Raw genomic sequence first — 13,009 nt, forward strand, 5'->3', positions numbered from 1 at the left:
TTAGTCACAAAGAGTATCGTAGCATTTGCCATGTAGAGAATCAAGTAATGGGCTTAGAGATTTTAACACAAAAAACCTGCCGGCAGCCCGGCAGGCTTATGTATCTAAATAATCAACACCCCGCTCTGTGAGCTTTTTTGTACCATGGCGCAGATGGAGATAGACGATCAGGAGCGCAATTCCGGCGGCAGACAGAAGTCCCCCGGCTCCCAGCAGGCTGATCCATTGCCACGGGGCTGTATTCCATAAGGGAAGAAAAGCCGGCTCCGGACCGTGCCATTTTGAGTGCAGGGACAGACCGGCACTTAAAAGCATCCAGGCGGGGACGAAAAAAAGCAGAAGGTACAGAACGTTGAGAAAAAAGGATACCACTCCTGTATCGAACCGCACCCGCTTTTGCGGGTTTTTTTCATTGTATGTTCCGCCGGCGGCCCCGGCCCAGACACCTGAAGCAGCGGCAACAGCTGTGAGGGAAAGTGTCAGGACAAGCCCGGCGAAAAACAGTACGATGCTCCATCCAAAGAGCAGAAAGGTAATCAGTTCAAGAGCTATAAGTGCTACCCCTGTCATAACCCAGTGAGCCAGAAATTTTCCGAGGACAATCTGCCGGGGTGTTATAGGGAGCGCCCGCAGCATCCATCGGGACTCGCCCTCTCTTCCAAATGCGGCCGCAGCAAACTGCTGCAGACCAAGCAGAATAGCTGGACCGAGCATAACGTGCACACTGCTCCAGGCGGAGGCGGGGTTTGTCCAGGGCGAAGCAAGCGCCGAGTCGCTGCCAAAGAAATTGATGAACATTAAAATAAGAATAAGGGCAAACGTGAAGCAGGTGGTCCATTCTTTAGGATTTCGCTGCACAGCCCGCCATTCCTTAAAGGCAATAGCATGGGGGACAGGGCGGGCGGCCCCGGGCCTGGTCGATTTGGTTTTGTTTCCCACGGGCTCGGCGGCCCGCTGCCAGGAGGAAAAATAGTGTTTTTCCACGAACCACAGGGAAGCGAGGCTTATAACCGCCAAAGCTCCGAGGGAGGCAGCCGTATAAATGACTCCTGCGCCTTCCCCGTGAAAAGAAGCGAAAAGAGCGGCTGCCACCGGCTGCGTGGGCAGCCATACGGGAGCTGCTTCAATGGTAAGGGATGTTTTACCGTTTTGCATAATAATGTTTGGCATCTGCGCAGCCAGAACAAACAGGGCTGCAGATATGAAGCTGATTACAGTAGTCAGCTGCTGGACACGCTGGGCCGGCAGAATATAAACCAGAAACAGATTCAATAGAAACGCGAGGCCTGCTCCAAAAACAGACAGGCCGAAAAACAAAAGAGCAGCGGCCGGATAAAACAGTAGGTGGGCTCCGGAAACGACTCCGATAATAATGCTGAGCCCGGTTAACAATAAAAAGGAAAGCAGGGGGAATCCGGCCCATCCGGTGAAAAACTGCATGGCAAACAGATGCCTTGAGCGGATGGGAAGAGTGAATAAAAACTCAATATCCTTGGAGCCGAACAACAATTGAAAGGTGCGCGGCATGGTCACGAAAGTGATGACGGCCATGATGCTCAGCAGCAGGTAAACGATGACCGCATGTAAGCTTTCCGGAGAAAAAACGTCCCCGGCCGCAGCCATGCCGAGACCAAAGGGAACCATAATGAACAGGGCCAGGGCTGTCAGAGTGATGTATAATACTTTTCGCCCGGACGGCAGAGACTCGTACTGATGGCGCAGCGTTTTTTTCTGATAATACCAGAGCGTTTGTATCACGGAACCTCTCCTTCAGGGCCTTCGGTTTCGTGCTGCTCTGTCATGCGGAGAAAGACATCCTCCAGAGAGCCTTCGGCGTGACCGGCATGCTCCTGTTTAAGCGCCTCTGGAGTGCCCGTCTGCAGAAGCATCCCCTGGTGAATGATCCCAACCCGGTCACAGAGCTGATCAGCAACGTCGAGCATATGAGTAGAGAAAAAAACGGCAGTGCCGTCTGCTGCGGTTTCGCGCAGAATAGCCCGAAGGTCGCGCGAGCTCTTCGGATCGAGCCCGACCGTAGGTTCGTCCAGAAAAATAACAGACGGCTGATGAATCAGGGCTCCGGTTAAAGCTATTTTCTGCTTCATGCCATGTGAATATGTCTCCATTAACCTGCCGGCGCTTTCTGTTAAATCAAACCGGTGCAGGAGCCTCTCTGCATGTTCTATCCATATGTTTTTGTCGAGTTTAAATACAGAAGCAATAAACTGAAGAAATTCCCATCCTGTGAGCTTTGGATAGATATCTGGTTTATCGGGCAGATAAGCAAGCTGCTGCTTTGCTTCGAGCGCCTGACTTATAATCGATTTACCATGAATGTATCCATCCCCGCTGCTCGGTTCAAGCAGTCCGGCGAGCATCCGCATCGTCGTTGTTTTACCGGCCCCGTTTGGTCCGAGAAAGCCGAATATTTCATGAGCGTGGACCTCGAAACTCAATGGGTGTACAGCAGTGGTCCCCTTAAATTGTTTTGTCAGCTGGCTTACTTCTACTGCGGGATAATCATGCATGTCGGGCCCTCCTTTGTATGATATGCTGTGGGAAAGATGAAAAGACATGTTCATCATAAATGATGTAGAAAATAATGGAAATGATAAAAGAGCGTACCGTGTAAGGAGGCAGAGGGCTGAAATGACCTACGAAGAACTGGCGGATAGACTGGACCGCACGTCTGACGGTGAAATGATTGGTTTTTTGATGGTGCCAAAAGCGCACCGGAAGCAACAGAAAAAAGTGAACAGCTATTTAAAGGAACGCTACGCTGCATCTGATTCCGCTTCCCTAAAAGATATCGTGGAGCAATTTTGTGAAGAAAACCTGGAACCGGGGGAAAGCCGGGAAATTGAATTTTATCCAACGGAAAAATTAACATAGCTAAACGGGGGAGAAACGTTGAAACCAAAAAAAGTGATGAATCTGGCCACGCTTATTAACGGCATCGGCGTATTTTTATTTATTTTAGCCAGTGTCCCGAACTGGATTCCCGCGATTTTATGCTTGTTTGGGTGCACGCTGCTCGTGTTTCGCAAACAGGCAGCAGACTGGTGGAATAAAAATATTACTAAAGAACCGGAGCAATGAAGGCAGCTGCGCTTGAGCGGCTGCCTTTTGGATTTACGCCGTACGGGCGTAGGTCCATTTGCGCCACAGATATTCCATTGGCCCCTGGGAAAATTTCTTCACATACCAATGGCTGCCGGCGAGCTGGAAAATATAAATGATTAACGCTGCAGTAAACCCGCCAGTAACAGAAACCTCCCCGAACAGCCCCAGGCCGTAGCCATGAAACAAGAGAACAGCAATAATAGTCTGCAGCAGGTAGTTTGTTAAAGCGAGTCTCCCCATGGAGGCGAATGGAAGCAGAAGCCGGCGCAGTCCTGGTTTTTTTACGGCCAGCACAAACGACGACACGTAAAACAGCATCATCACTGGTCCGGCGATATAATTCAAACCATCTCCGAGCCCGGTGCTGATACCGCCGGGAAGGGCTGTCCATTCCTGTTTAAGTGCTGTAACGGCGGCATTCAGGGCAAGGCCGAGCCACAGGCTGTGTACCCAGAGGCGCTTCCATGACTTTATATGAAACGCGGCTTCTGTAAACATGCTCCGGCGTCCAAAATAAAAGCCGATGAGAAATAATCCAAGAATGAAAGGCACAGAAAACGGAAGCTGAAGCAGAACGAATACGACTTCATTGCTCAGCCGGTAGGATAAAATATCGACGTAGGAGCCGTTTCTCATTACAGAAATTCCCGAAGCAACTGACTGCTCGGCGGAGGCCCCGGGGTTCATTGAGGCAGTCCCCGCGGAGGCTGCAGTTAACAGGAGGGTCATAAAGACTCCCGAAGCAAGGATAAGTCCGAGAGCCCATGCTAAAACTGCTTTACTGCTTCTATAAATAAACATAAGCAGAAAGAAGCCAGTCACCGCGTATAAGTGAAGAATATCGCCGGACCATAAAAATACGAGATGAATTATGCCGGTAAACAGTAAAAAAAGAAGCCGGCGCTGAAAAATACGGTCAGCGGAAAGGTTTTTTTCTACCAGACGCTTGTGGAACATATAGAATCCGAGCCCGAATAAAAAAGAAAACAGGGGATAAAATTTTCCAATCACAAAAAAGTCCAGCAGCGTATTAATAGCTTGATCGGCTGCTGTAGTTTCCGTCAGACTGGTATTTATCATATCTGCGTACTGGCTGAAGCCTAAAGCTTTAAAGGCGGCCATATTTGCCAGTATAATGCCGAGCAGGGCAAAGCCTCTCAGCATATCGATCGTATGTATACGTTCTTTTAGAGATACCGCCTGGGCCATCTGATTTCCTCCTTCTTAGGAACTGGATCCAGTATACCAAACCTACGTACAGAGAAAGGAAAGGTTGCGGTAATTCTTTAAAGAAAGATTACACGGGAAAAAATGAGGGTAGTAAAGAAGTATGGTAAATATGTTATTTCTCTACAGCTCTGTATAACGTTAAATGTACAGGGCTTTTATTCATAAATAACTATCAATCAAAGTAAATACAGAAAAGGAGAGATACATTGAGAACAATAGAAATTAATATTCAGGAAGATGAAATGCACGGCACGATTGATGAAACACACAAGTTCACGTTCAGAAAAATGGAAAACCGGTCTAAAAAAACATTTCCCTTTGGTTTATTTAAAGGACATGCAAAGGAACATTCAAATGCTGCGTACCTTGAAATTTATCAGGAAGAAAACCGGATGCTTTACTGGGAGCTTGAAGATTTTCAGGATAAGGACTCTCTTGTTTTTACCCGGGAAGGGCTGCTTGAAGAAGGAGAATGGAAGCCGGAAGAACTTACGCTTGAAGGGCTTCGCGTGGAATTTTACGAACCGGAATTATAACGCTTCGTACATAACAGGAAGCAGCTTCTAAAGCTATACCTCCGCGTTCTTGTTATAGTAGTGGTTTGATGCTTGGTTTTTTGGTTGGACTGCTGATCGGAGCTGTTTTCTGCCGTGATTTTTTTTCATAAAACCCAGCCGGCTGCTCGCCGGTGAACGCAGGAATCGTTTCGATGTACGGAGTATGAAATGAATACGGAAAAAGAACCGGTGCTAAAAAAAGTGTCCGGTTTTTTCTGTGGGTTTATTTTAATAAAATGCAGATTAAACGCAGATTATCGAAATTAAATGATTGAATGAAGCGCATGGGCGGGAAAGAGATAATAGAATATCATTTATCAAGGTGGTATTTTGTAGGCACAATGGCCGGCCTTCCCGGGGAGGTAGGCCTTTATTTTGCAATTCATACATAGATCTTTTTTTGAGATCTTTAAATTTAGCCGATATATATTAAGAGGAGGAGAGGGCATGGCGGAAAATTACTCAAGTGAAGACCTGCAGGAGCAACAGAAGCAGTTGGGAAGCTACCTTGGAAAGTTATTAAGGGATCACTTTGGGAAGGGACCTGAATCGGTCTACGTCAGCATTGATCCTCATTGCATCGTAATGCATATCCGTAAATTTCTGTCTCCGATGGAGCAGGTTATCATGGGACAGAGAAACCAGGAAGCTGTCGAAGAGCTCCGGGAGACAATGATGGAGCAGATCCTTCCTGAAGTGAAGCATTACCTGTCAAGGATCGCAGATATAGACGGCTGGGAGTTTTATTTTGACTGGAATATCGAAAACCGGTCGGGCATGATTACTGCCCTGAATTCGCAGGAATTAAAAATTAATAAAGACCAAAAACGACCGGAATACGAAGAAAATATCAAAAGAAAAGTAAACGACGTCAGTGCCAAAACAGAAAAAATTCCTGATGACATCGCGATGTACCAGATCAATGAACGAACATTAATAGCTGCTAGGACAGGCATTTTAATACTGATTGAAAAAGAATTAATCAATCAGGGTCACGGAGCGAATCTGAAAACGGCGAAGCGCCACCTGGAAAAACAGCTGTTAAACGAAATACGCTTTGATCGTCTGTTCGGGACGAAGGTACATGATATTTTTGTGGACTGGGATTTTTACAACGACACAAGTGTCGTAGTGTTTGTTACGGACCCGGTGACGGAAGCGAAATAACTGTAGGATATATGTAAAAGGCCATGCTGGAATAATCCGGCATGGCTTTTTTGTATGTCTGTCGGATTAATGGGCGGGACGCTCGACAGTACCAAGTCTTAGCAGGTTGCTGCCTTCTTTGTTCAATGGGGAGCCGGGACGAAGAGTGCCACGGAAACATTACTCAAGGGGGGAAGTAATAGTTTTTCCTATTATAAAAAAAATGTAAATTAAAATAAATTGAATGTAAGAACTGAAATTTGAATATATAAAAAAGAATGTAAGGTTCTCTCCCATAAATACAATCTTAGTGGTTTTTATATGGTTTTATATAACATATAAAAAGAAAATGGGAGTGGGGAAATGAAAGAAATAAAAGATTTACAGGAGTCTGTACCAGCAGACAGTGCAGAAAAAGTCTCTATAACTTGGGGAGAAAAATTGAAGGCTCTCGGCCCAGCTGCTATTGTAGCTGCTTGCATTTTAGGTCCGGGAACAATTACTACTGTCTCTGTAGCGGGGGCGAGTTATGGTTTTCAAGTAATGTGGATTTTAGTCATAGCATCTTTAGCAGCTTATTTTTTTCAGCGGCCAGTAGTGAAATTTACAGTGCAAACCCGAATGGCAGCGATGGAAGGTATTCGCGAATATATGGGAAAGGGATGGGCAATAACGCTTTACATAGCACTTCTTTTAGGTGCAATCGCATTTCAGGCGGGAAATTTTACTGGTGCTGCTCTTGCCTTAAATTTTTTTCTTCCCTCTATATCTGTAGTAGCTTGGGTCAGTATATTAGCTTTAATGGCTTTAGCTATTTCTTGGATTGGCGTTTATAAACTGTTAGAAAATATTAATAGAGTTTTCATCGGGTTGATGGTAGGAGCATTCGTATTGACCGTTTTTGTTTCAGGGCCAAGTATCACTGAGATATTTACTACCGGATTTTCATTTCAAATACCGGAAAGTAATTATTGGTTAATTTTAGCTTTAATTGCGACAACTCTACCGCCAAATACTGCTCTTGGGCTTTCAGCGTTTATTAAGAAAAAATACGAAAATGATTATGTAACCCCGCGAGCGAAACAGATGGCTCTTTCTTATTTCGATCTTCGTACTAATGTAGCAATAACTGCGATAGTAGCTATTTCTATATTAATTTGTGCCGGAGGAGTCATTTACGGCACAGGTGCTGTAATTGAAGGCGCTGGAGATATGGCTTATCAATTAACACCACTACTTGGTCAGTATGCAGGTGTGCTATTTGCAGTTGGACTTTGGGCAGCTGGTTTCTCTTCAGGGTTATTTAATATTTCTGTACAGCCGGCGCTTCTTGGTCAGGCAATGGGCCATTCAGAAGAACCTAAAGCTGTTGCAAATCGACTTATGATGTTGGTGGCAGGCGTCACACCGATTTTGATCGTTTTTGCTTTTGGAGAGACACCTATCCAGTTGATTATGACAGCCCAAGCTTTGAATGGGTTATTGCTTCCAGCTATTGTTGGTTCTATATGGATTTTGTGTAATAAACGTAGATATTTAGGTAAATTAGCTAATAATACATCACAAAATATTATTTATGGTTTAGTAATGTTAATGGTTTGTTTTTTAGCTATTCGCGTATTCTTAAATATCTTTGGTGTTATTTAAGTAAATTAGCCTGTATCGCAAAGCGGTGCAGGCTTTAAATTGCCCGAAATACACTTTTGCTATGCCCGCACCGCCTGCACTTATAAATGAATTTTGAATTGATTTCTGGGTCCCGGCCAACGGCCTGGTATTTATGCAGTTGAATGCGGCAAAGTAAGCTTCTTTCTGTGTTCTTTTTAATGGAAGTAAATAAAAGCAGCAACGATCCAATGATAAATACCAATAGAGCAAAAATATAACCATTTCCGTGTTGAGTAAATAAATATCCAAAAAGCACGAAGCTGATAATAATGAACAAAAATCCCAGGGAATGCAGTCTTTGAATCATAAATATCACACCTTAAATTAGAATATATTTAATATGAATTATCTTCCGTCAAAAGCAGCTTGCAGTAAAAAATCAGGACCGGATTTCCCCGGCCCTGAAGAGTGTTACATTATTAATCCGCTTGAGCCTGATCTATGCATTCCTTTGCCGGCTCTGCTGCAGCAGGAACTTCCACATCTTTGCCGTTTTTATACTTTTGAAGTATAGAAATCAGCTGACCGCGGTTAAAGTCAGAGTCATTTTTGTTTGGATTGCCGTTTGGTACCAGTTCATGGACTTCATCGATAATACATTCTTTTGTGACGTTTTCAACGGGAGCTTCCGGTTCTTCAGCGGCCGGTTCCCCGGCTTCAAGGCTGATCCGCCCCTCTGTTTCATAATCCACGGCGCCTTCCGTTTCCATTAAGAATTCAGCATAGGTGATCATGCTGTTAGTCACAAGCCCAGCATCCGGCTGGATAATTTCCCCTTCGAAATTATAGCCGTCCCCGCCGTCCGCGAGGAAGTTTGGCAGCGCGACCGAGTAGGTTTCCGTGCTTTCGACTGGCTCTCCGTCAATAGTTAGTTCGGCTCCGTTAAATGCCCCGTCTTCGGTCGTATAAATGGTATAGTTCAGCCCGGACGTCTGCAGATCCACCTGCTCATTTCGGTTGTAGGACTGCTCGATTACATTTTCAAGAGCTTCTCCGGTCATATTCATTTCAACGATATTATTTCCAAATGGTTCAATGGAATAAATATCTCTTGCAGTAATATCTCCAGGGTCGATGCCAGCCCGCAGGCCTCCGTTGTTATAAACGGCAACGTCTGTATCTGTGGTGTAGCGCATGGAGTCGGTCCAGAAGTTACCAAGCGGGGCGTCTTCCTCATAGCGGCTGTCTCTCGACAGGCCGGTATTTGTTTCCCCAATCACTTCTCCGAGCAGTTCATCCGCTTCTGCTATATAATCATCTGCTTTCGCCTGAACGTCTTCATTTACCGCTTCTATGTTCTCGATGTCGTGCAGCTGACCTTCAGTGTTTGTTACTTCTCCGGTTTCATCATCAAGGGTAAAGGTCATTTCTCCGATAAAGTCGAGGCTGGAGCCTGCCTGGGCAATAGGTGTGCCATTCACAACGGCCGGCTCTTCAAGGACAGTATGCGTATGGCCGCCAATAATGGCATCAAAAAAATCTACGTCCTCTGCCAGCTGCTCATCTTCACTGTAGCCTATATGAGTAAGGCCGAGAAAAAGGTCTGCGTCTTCTCCAAGGCTTTCGTATGACTCCGCCACCCCTGCGTAATCATTGTCAAAGCTGAGGCCCTCGATGCCATCAGGCGCTGTGGCAGGCGGCGCCTGAGTCAGCCCAAGAAGAGCGATATCGACACCGTTAACGTTAATTTCATCATACGCGGCGGGTTCTTCAATAGGGATCGAGCTGTCTTCGATTGATGTATTGGCACTAATCCACGTGAAATCACTGTCTTCCTCATTTTGGGCGAAGACTTCCTGGCCATAATCGAATTCGTGGTTGCCGATCGTCATAGCTTCAAGTCCGACATCATTCATTAAGTCGACCATAGGAGCCCCATCCTGTAAATCGACTACCGGGTCTCCGCTGAAAATATCCCCGGGGCTGACAAAGACCACGTGATCAGATTCTGTTTTTTTCTCATCAATGTAACCGGCAAGCTTTCCCATATCCTCAATGGAAGAATGAATGTCATTGGCATGAATGACTGTGACCTCTGTTTCCCCCTCTGCTGCACCGGCAGGAGCTGCGGGCAGTGCGAAAAAAGCGGCAGAAGCGCTGGCAGCAATCCCCCATCGTAAATATGAATGGTTCATGTAATTCCCCCTATATATATAAAAGATCTTATTAAAATGTAAGAAAATTTTGATCTTTTGCCAATAAGCAGGAGTTACTGCTTGTAAACAATGAGAAAAAGAGAGAGCATGTACCCATGGCGCTGCCAGACTTATACGGCAGTATTTGACAAAACTCATAACCATGCCCTCTATTTTTTTACATCCAAAGTCGTGATTCTTTTAGATTATTAAGCCGGCTTTTCTGTCGGTCCGCCTCGCTTAGCCATGAATACGTATGTTACGAGAGCCAGTGCACTCATCAAAAAGATGGTGAGCCCCATCGGAACGGCTGTCTCTTCACCGGCAATCCCGACCATAGGAGCCGTTACGGCACCGAGTACAAACGGCAGAAGACCTAAAAGCGCAGAAGCACTGCCGGCAATATGACTCTGAGTTTCCATCGCAAGGGAAAAAGAAGAAGTAGCGACAAAGCCGATAGAAGTAACAAAAAACAGGATAGGCAGCACAATTCCCCAAAGCGGTCCTTCAAAAATAACGACTACAAGCAGGGCCAGTCCGGCCGCAAACGCCATTACAAGTCCGGTTTCAAGAAATGTTTTTTCAGGAATAACAGAAGCAAAACGGCCGACTATAAACGTTCCCAGCAGAAGGCCGAGTCCGTTTAAGCCAAACAGAATACTAAATACCTGGGGGGATACGCCGTATATATTTTGATAAATAAACGGAGTGCCGGCTACGTAAGCGAAAATCCCACCGATCATAAATCCCTGGGAGAGAGCGTATCCCGAAAATTGCCGGTCTTTAAGAAGAGAAATAAAATTGCTGAAGGTAGCACCGAGGTTGCTTGGCACCCGGTCGTCTACAGGCAGCGTTTCGCCTAACCGAAACGCTGTAATCAGCAGCAGAATAGTACCGAGTACAGAAAGTGTTAAAAAGATTCCGGGCCAGCTGGTGAAAAGGAGCACTCCGCTCCCAATAGAAGGAGCGAGCAGCGGCACGAGATTGTTGACGAGCATCAACAGGGCAAACAGCTTCGTAAGTTCAGCGCCGTTGCTGACATCGCGGACTATTGCCCGGGAAATAACGAGTCCGGCAGATGCGGCAAAGCCCTGAATAAAACGCCCTGCAATCAAAATGAAAATATTCGGTGCAAAAATACAGGCAGCTGAAGCAGCAATATAAACGATCAGGGCGACAATCAGCGGCCGGCGGCGTCCGTACACGTCACTGAGGGCTCCGGCGACGAGTTGGCCAACGCCGAGCCCGAGCAGACAGGCTGTTAAACTCAGCTGTACAATAGAGGCACTGGTTTCGTAGGAAGCGGTAATATCAGGAAGGGCGGGAAGGTACATATCAATAGTCAAAGGAATCAGTGCTGCAAGTGCTCCGAGCAGGATAACAAAACGGGCCCGCTTGAAGCCGGTTAATTGGTTCATATGTAGACCGCCTTTCTAAGCGAAAATATAAATAAAGGAAAAAGATTAAACCTGCTTCAGCTTACCTAAAAAAAGAAGAGATGGAAAGTTTTTTGCCCGTCCTCATAAAAAGAGGCCGTTTCTACAAGCATAATTTTTTGGAAAATAAGGCGTATGAAGCCGCTTCTCCGTTATAATAAAGATAGATATTGAGGAGGAAAGCGCCATGAAAACAAAATTAAAACACTACGCTCTGCGGCTGACAATTACGGTGAGTGCCGCTATTTTGATTTTGCTGCTTTCACGCTTTTATCTGCATCTCGATCCTGAAGATGTGAAAGGGTGGATGGAAAGCATTGGATTTTTAGGACCGGTCGTTCTGCTGCTGTTATTTGTGATCCGGCCGTACCTGCTGATTCCTCTTCCCGTGTTCGCCATAGCTTCCGGGTTTTTGTTTGGGCACTGGCTGGGCGCCCTCCTTATTTTTCTTGGGGCCGTTCTGGGTGCCTCCGTATCTTTTTTTACGAAAAGACGCAAGGCGGGAGATTTAAACTTAGACGATAAAAATATGGAGGAGCTCGATAAAATCAAGGAAGAGCTCGAGGAACACGGCTTCAAATTTTTATTAATGCTCCGGCTCATCCCGGTGCTTCATTATGATTTATTAACCTCCCTCAGCGCCCGCCTGGATGTAGAATGGCGGCAGTATCTGGGCGCCACTCTGATAGGTACTATACCGAGAGCTGTACTGCTCGGCTTTTTTGGTTCGAGTATTCTTTCCTTTGAGCCGATGAAAATGATTATCCTGGGAATCCTTGCGGTAGTGATAGCTGTGCTCGGCTATGTGCTTAAACGAAGGGTAGAGGACGAATTTAACACCGAAGAGCTAAAAGAAGAAACTAAACAGATGCAGCCGCCGGTATGAATGAAGCCCGGAGGCAGTAAAAAGGAGAGAAAAATATGGATCTGCAGCTTGCAGGAAAAACAGTGCTCGTACTGGCATCAAGCCGGGGCCTTGGAAAAGCATCGGCTGCCGCATTCGCAAAAGAAGGCGCCGACGTCATGATTACTGGCCGCTCGGAGGAAAGTCTGAGAGGAGCAGAAAAAGAGCTTCTGTCTCTAAGCGGCCGCGGCCGGGTGGGTTACTATGTGTGCGACATTACGAAAGAGGCGGAGATAAAAGCGCTTGTAGAATACACTGTGGAAGCATTCGGTCCGGTCGATGTGCTCGTTAATAACGCCGGCGGTCCTCCTGCCGGCACGTTTGATGATTTTGATGACGATGACTGGCAGCAGGCGTTTGATTTAAACCTGATGAGCTTTGTACGCGCAATACGCGCAGTGCTGCCTTCAATGAAGCAGAGCGGAGGCGGACGGATTGTCAATATTACCTCTTCTTCGATGAAACAGACGCTGGACAATTTAATTTTATCGAATACATTCCGGGCCGGCCTGATGGGTCTGGCCAAAAGTCTGTCCCAGGAGCTCGCTCCGCACGGCATTCTCATTAATTCCCTGGGTCCTGGAAAAATAGCTACAGACCGGGTGGCAGAGATTGATGAAAAAAAAGCCGGACAGATAAATAAAGGCGCGGAGGAGGTGCGCAGGGACTCGGAAGCAGGCATTCCGCTCGGTCGATACGGGCAGCCGGCAGAGTTTGCTGCGCAGGTCGTTTTTTACGGATCCTTTGCCAACACCTATGTGACCGGCCAGACACTGCTCGTGGACGGCGGGCTGATAAAGGCGCTGTAAA

12 protein-coding genes are annotated in these 13,009 nt (G+C 46.4%); 7 read left to right on the plus strand and 5 right to left on the minus strand.

Going from position 1 to position 13,009, the window contains the following annotated elements; genetic code table 11:
• Window positions 1-96 precede the first annotated feature (96 nt).
• Both ACTRXH_RS10460 and ACTRXH_RS10465 read right to left on the minus strand, forming a co-directional pair.
• Window positions 97-1,758 carry a putative ABC transporter permease subunit gene (locus ACTRXH_RS10460; RefSeq protein WP_474282016.1) on the minus strand — a complete coding sequence of 554 codons (1,662 nt, stop codon included), beginning with the start codon at window positions 1,756-1,758 and terminating at the stop codon, window positions 97-99.
• On the minus strand, window positions 1,755-2,528 hold the full coding sequence (locus ACTRXH_RS10465; RefSeq protein ID WP_474282018.1) for an ABC transporter ATP-binding protein: 774 nt from the start codon (window positions 2,526-2,528) through the stop codon (window positions 1,755-1,757). The genes ACTRXH_RS10460 and ACTRXH_RS10465 overlap by 4 nt, the downstream gene beginning before the upstream one ends.
• A gap of 121 nt (window positions 2,529-2,649) precedes the next feature.
• Here ACTRXH_RS10465 and ACTRXH_RS10470 point away from each other — a divergent pair, with 121 nt between their 5' ends.
• The gene (locus ACTRXH_RS10470; protein WP_474261333.1) at window positions 2,650-2,892 is read left to right on the plus strand and encodes a hypothetical protein; all 243 of its coding nucleotides are present in this window, start codon (window positions 2,650-2,652) and stop codon (window positions 2,890-2,892) included.
• Between the two features lie 18 nt (window positions 2,893-2,910).
• Window positions 2,911-3,099 (plus strand): hypothetical protein, encoded by a 189-nt coding sequence (locus ACTRXH_RS10475; RefSeq protein WP_322525456.1) that lies wholly within the window; start codon window positions 2,911-2,913, stop codon window positions 3,097-3,099.
• Window positions 3,100-3,132: 33 nt separating this feature from the next.
• Here the strand turns inward: ACTRXH_RS10475 and ACTRXH_RS10480 are convergent, their stop codons facing one another.
• Window positions 3,133-4,332 (minus strand): DUF418 domain-containing protein, encoded by a 1,200-nt coding sequence (locus ACTRXH_RS10480; protein WP_474282020.1) that lies wholly within the window; start codon window positions 4,330-4,332, stop codon window positions 3,133-3,135.
• A gap of 227 nt (window positions 4,333-4,559) precedes the next feature.
• On the opposite strand from ACTRXH_RS10480, the gene ACTRXH_RS10485 reads away from it, so the two are divergent.
• From ACTRXH_RS10485 to ACTRXH_RS10495, 3 genes are all read left to right on the plus strand, one after another.
• Window positions 4,560-4,889, plus strand: coding sequence for a hypothetical protein (locus ACTRXH_RS10485; protein WP_474261335.1), 330 nt, complete (start codon window positions 4,560-4,562; stop codon window positions 4,887-4,889).
• Window positions 4,890-5,357: 468 nt separating this feature from the next.
• On the plus strand, window positions 5,358-6,077 hold the full coding sequence (locus ACTRXH_RS10490) for a Na-translocating system protein MpsC family protein (protein ID WP_474277837.1): 720 nt from the start codon (window positions 5,358-5,360) through the stop codon (window positions 6,075-6,077).
• Between the two features lie 342 nt (window positions 6,078-6,419).
• Complete coding sequence (locus tag ACTRXH_RS10495) at window positions 6,420-7,703, plus strand: Nramp family divalent metal transporter (protein WP_474277839.1); 1,284 nt, start codon at window positions 6,420-6,422, stop codon at window positions 7,701-7,703.
• A gap of 440 nt (window positions 7,704-8,143) precedes the next feature.
• On the opposite strand, the gene ACTRXH_RS10500 is transcribed toward ACTRXH_RS10495, so the two are convergent.
• Both ACTRXH_RS10500 and ACTRXH_RS10505 read right to left on the minus strand, forming a co-directional pair.
• The gene (locus tag ACTRXH_RS10500) at window positions 8,144-9,859 is read right to left on the minus strand and encodes a bifunctional metallophosphatase/5'-nucleotidase (protein ID WP_474282022.1); all 1,716 of its coding nucleotides are present in this window, start codon (window positions 9,857-9,859) and stop codon (window positions 8,144-8,146) included.
• A gap of 209 nt (window positions 9,860-10,068) precedes the next feature.
• The gene (locus ACTRXH_RS10505; RefSeq protein ID WP_474282024.1) at window positions 10,069-11,277 is read right to left on the minus strand and encodes a multidrug effflux MFS transporter; all 1,209 of its coding nucleotides are present in this window, start codon (window positions 11,275-11,277) and stop codon (window positions 10,069-10,071) included.
• Between the two features lie 205 nt (window positions 11,278-11,482).
• Between ACTRXH_RS10505 and ACTRXH_RS10510 the strand changes: the two genes are divergently transcribed.
• Window positions 11,483-12,181, plus strand: coding sequence for a TVP38/TMEM64 family protein (locus ACTRXH_RS10510; protein WP_474282026.1), 699 nt, complete (start codon window positions 11,483-11,485; stop codon window positions 12,179-12,181).
• A 35-nt stretch (window positions 12,182-12,216) separates the two neighbouring features.
• Complete coding sequence (locus ACTRXH_RS10515; protein WP_474282028.1) at window positions 12,217-13,008, plus strand: SDR family oxidoreductase; 792 nt, start codon at window positions 12,217-12,219, stop codon at window positions 13,006-13,008.
• Window position 13,009: the final 1 nt, after the last annotated feature.

This window comes from Marinococcus sp. LNHM5E3-2.1 (genome assembly GCF_056034365.1).